The 4,415-nt window shown below is 74.9% G+C and carries 2 protein-coding genes; one reads left to right on the plus strand and one right to left on the minus strand.

The window, feature by feature from the left end; genetic code table 11:
- Window positions 1–2,073: asparagine synthase-related protein (locus AB8Z36_RS32475; protein WP_369216972.1), on the minus strand; the 2,073-nt coding region annotated here is incomplete at its 3' end.
- A gap of 835 nt (window positions 2,074–2,908) precedes the next feature.
- On the opposite strand from AB8Z36_RS32475, the gene AB8Z36_RS32480 reads away from it, so the two are divergent.
- Window positions 2,909–4,357: an MFS transporter gene (locus tag AB8Z36_RS32480; protein ID WP_369216973.1), complete on the plus strand. Its 1,449-nt coding sequence runs from the start codon at window positions 2,909–2,911 to the stop codon at window positions 4,355–4,357.
- Window positions 4,358–4,415 lie beyond the last annotated feature (58 nt).

Here is a 4,415-nt window from a genome sequence, read left to right on the forward strand (position 1 = left end):
CCCCAGCGCCCCTCGCTGCGGAATCACGCTCCCCGTGGGGACGGCCCGCTGTCGTGCCGGAGTTCCCGTCCAGCACGTTCCTCTTCGCGACAGCAGTCTGCGCAGCCAGAGTTCGGTGGAGACCAGCTCGGCCAGGCCGTCCAGGGGGAGGGGCTCGCCCTCGGCGGCCTCGCGCAGGGCCTTGCGGACGACGCGGGCCTCCACCAGGCCCGCCTGGGCGAGCAGCGGGGTGTCGAAGAGGGCGATCAGGTCGTCCACGGCGGTGCGCAGCCCGGTCCGGGCGGCCGCCGCGTTCGGGGCGTGGGAGGGGGCTCCCCAGCCGGGCGGCAGGTCGGCGACGCCCGCGCCCTCAAGGACCGTGCGCAGGATCGCGGCCCGCGCTCCCGGCTGGACGCGCAGCGCCTCGGGGAGCGCCCGGCACGCGCGGACGACCTGGTTGTCCAGGAAGGGGGCGTGCAGCCGCTGGAAGCGGACCTCGGCGGCCTGTTCGAGGATGCGGAACTCCGCCGCGTGCCGGGCGAGGGCGGCCCGTGCGCGGAACTCGCCGGGGCGCTGTCCCGGCCCGTTGGCGCGCAGGGTCGTGTCGTTCAGCCGAACCGATACTTCAGCCAGCGCCTCGCCGGTCAGCCAGCGGGCGGCGGGCCCGGGTCTGGCCCAGGTGAGGGCGGCGAGCGAGGCACCCACGGCCCCGCCCGGTTCCTCGAAGCGCCGCTGGAGGAGCCGCTCGGCGAGGGAGTCGACGCCCGCGCGATGCGGTGTCCTGGCCAGTTTGCGGGCCGCGCCGTACACGCGCGCGGGGACCATCACCGAGCCGTCGGCCTTCGTGAGGGCGGCCACCGGACGCACCAGGTGGCGGCGCTTGCGGTCCATCAGGAGGTCGGCGAGGCGGGCCGGGTGGGCGTCGAGGACCTGCCGCGCCCCGTAGCCCGTGAAGTGGTCGGCGCTGCCGGAGGAGAGCCGCGCGCGGTGGCGCTGGGCGGTCACCAGGGTGGCGCCCGGCTCGTCCGTCAGGGGCCCGTCCAGATCGGCGTAGGGCAGCGCGTCCTCGCCCCCGGCGACGACCACGTGATGCAGGCGCGGGTTGGCCGCGATGGCCCCGGCGCGTTCCAGCTCGGCCTCGCGGCCGTTGACGGCGAGGTCGTTGAAGGTGACGGCGAGGAGCCGCTCGCCCGCGCCCGTGCCGTGCCCGAGGACGGTGCCCGGCATTCCGGGCAGACCCGCCGCCAGCAGGGCGAGGGTGCCCGAGGCGGGGCCTCCGGAGAGGTCGGCTCCGATGCCGGGCACCGGCATGCCGCGCGCCGCGCGCCGCTCGGCCGGGCCCATTCCGGGCACCGGGCCCGGGTCGATGTCCGTGCCGGGCACGTGGCGCGGCGCGGTGAGGCGGGCGCGCACCGCCTCCACCAGGGCGTCGCGCACCCCTTCGACGGCGCTGTTCGGGTCGGCGGCGGGGGCCGCGACGGCGAGCGAGGCCACCGGGTCGTACCCCGTGATCTCCCGTGCGCCCGCGCGCAGGATGAGCGCGTGCCCCGGGGGCACGCGCCGCACGCCCTGGTAGGGCGTCGAGTCGTGCAGCGCCTCGGGGACGTCGGGGGCGGCAAGGAGCGCCGCGAGGTGGCCGATGTCCAGGTGGGCCTCGATGAGGTCGGCCAGCGGGAGCGCCGCGGTGGCGTACGCCGTACCGCCCGCCCAGGGGGTGTAGAAGACGGGGCGCGCGCCCGCGAGGTCTCCGGCGACCATGAGGCGGCGGCCGATCTGGACGACCGCCGTGTAGCTGCCGGACCAGGCGGTCAGATGGCGCATGGCGCCGCCGCGCGCGGAGAGCAGACCGGTCTTCAGTTCCTCGTCCGACGCTCCGCAGGTGCCGAGCACCGCGATGCGGGTCCGCTCGTCGGCCGTCACTGTGCGTACTTCGTCGGCCCGCCAGTCGCCGACCGCCCAGAGCGGGTCGGGGTCGCCCCACAGGAGCTGGGAGCCCACGGGGTGCACGGCCTCGCCGTCGTCACCGGTGGCTCCGGCCGAGCCCACCACCGAGGGCCTCGCGGCGGTACTGCTCCACCCCACCAACCACCGCATCGCTGCCTCCACAGGCTGTGGACGGGGCCGTCGGCGGCCCGCCGACGGGCACGGCCGACCAGTGCACCGAAGAACTCGGGTCCCATGCTGCCACGAAGGAGGCGCGCGGGAGGGCCCGCGTGGCCGCTTGTGCGGCGGTGAATGCACCCCAGGGAGGCGGTGGTTGAAGCGCTGACTTCGCTCCCCTTCTTGTGCGCGCTTCCGAACCTGTCCTTGTGCCTGTCCTCGTACGCGTCCGGCGCGTCCCTCGCGCACGGCGCCGACGGGCGAAATGCCCGTTGTGCCCTGGGAGTGTTTTCGGCCAAATCGGCCAGGGATCAGCCCAGCGGGGAACCTCGCGCGGACAACACACAGCCCGGGAGGCGGTGTTCGCCTCCCGGACCGGTCCGCCGCCCGCGGGGATGGAGGCGGCGGTGTCCCCCAGCCCACTGACTCCAGCGCAGCGGGCCGACCCACGCATCGCCAATCGAAGCGCTCCCGTCATGGCCGGAGAAGAGCGCACACACAGGCGCACGGCCACACACCGGGAGCACGCCACAGCAGCCGCGCACCCCCGCACGTACAACAATCTCGCCATCCGGAACTGGGCCTCTTAACGCTTGGGATGCGGCGAACTACGCTGTGTGTGCTGATGTTTTCGCGGAGGCATATACCTGGAGGATCGGCCAAACGCTCTTGCGGCCGTCGATCCGGCCACGGCGCCCGGAGCTCAGGCCACGGTGCCTGATGTCCGGTCCACGGCGGTCGCGGCATGGGTGCCCGCCCCCGGGGAACACAGCACGAATGCCGTGCGGTCCAGCCACCGCCCGGCAGCCGTCTGTGTCGAGGGGTGGCCATGTCCAGGGAGCAACGCGGGCCGAACGAAAAGCTCGGCACGGTTCTCGCCCTCGCGGGAATCAGCAATGCGGGTCTCGCCCGCCGGGTCAACGACCTGGGTGCCCAACGCGGGTTGACGCTCCGTTACGACAAGACGTCCGTCGCCCGCTGGGTGTCCAAGGGCATGGTGCCGCAGGGCGCCGCCCCGCACCTGATCGCGGCGGCCATCGGACAGAAGCTCGGGCGGCCCGTGCCGCTGCACGAGATCGGCCTCGCCGACGCCGACCCCGCGCCGGAGGTGGGCCTCGCCTTCCCCCGTGACGTGGGCGCCGCGGTCAAGTCGGCGACCGAGCTGTACCGCCTGGACTTAGCGGGGCGGCGCGCGGGCACCGGCGGCATCTGGCAGTCCCTGGCCGGGTCCTTCGCGGTGAGCGCGTACGCGACACCTGCCTCCCGCTGGCTGATAACCCCGGCCGACAGCTCCGTCGCGCGCGACGCCTCCGAGGAGGTGCCGCGCGACGCGGCACAGGCCGAGGACAACGGCGCGCCGATGAAGGTCGGCCACAGCGATGTCCTGAAGCTCCGGGAGGCCGCGGAGGACGCCCGGCGCTGGGACTCCAAGTACGGCGGCGGCGACTGGCGCTCCTCCATGGTGCCGGAGTGCCTGCGCGTCGAGGCCGCGCCGCTGCTCCTCGGCTCCTACTCCGACGAGGTCGGACGCGCCCTCTTCGGGGCCTCCGCCGAACTGACCCGCCTCGCCGGGTGGATGGCCTTCGACACGGGCCAGCAGGAGGCCGCCCAGCGCTACTACATCCAGGCGCTGCGCCTGGCCCGCGCCGCCGCCGACGTCCCCCTCGGGGGGTACGTACTCGCCTCCATGTCCCTCCAGGCCACCTACCGCGGCTTCGGCGACGAGGGCGTCGACCTCGCGCAGGCCGCCCTGGAGCGCAACCGCGGACTCGCCACGGCCCGCACCATGAGCTTCTTCCGCCTCGTGGAGGCGCGGGCACACGCGCGTGCCCACGACGCGCAGGCCGCGGGGGCCGCGCTGCGGGCCGCCGAGGGCTGGCTCGAACGGGCCCGTGACGGTGACAACGACCCGTCCTGGCTCGGCTTCTACTCCTACGACCGCTTCGCCGCGGACGCCGCCGAGTGCTACCGCGACCTGAAGGCGCCCCGGCAGGTCCGCCGCTTCACCGAACAGGCGCTCTCCCGCCCCACCGAGGAGTTCGTGCGCTCGCACGGCCTGCGCCTCGTCGTCTCGGCCGTCGCCGAGCTGGAGTCCGGCAACCTCGACGCGGCGTGCGAGCAGGGCACCCGCGCACTGGAGGTGGCGGGACGCATCTCCTCCGCGCGGACGACGGAGTACGTGAAGGACCTCCTGCACCGGCTCGAACCGTACGGGGACGAGCCCCGGGTGGTGGAGCTGCGGGAGCGGGCACGGCCGCTCCTCGTGGCCCCGGCCTAGCCGGCGGGGCCGGTCATCGCGGGCCCCACCCCGCGCGGGAAGTGAACGCGGGCCCCAC

This window comes from Streptomyces flavofungini (genome assembly GCF_041028215.1).
Taxonomy (GTDB): Bacteria; Actinomycetota; Actinomycetes; order Streptomycetales; family Streptomycetaceae; genus Streptomyces; species Streptomyces flavofungini_B.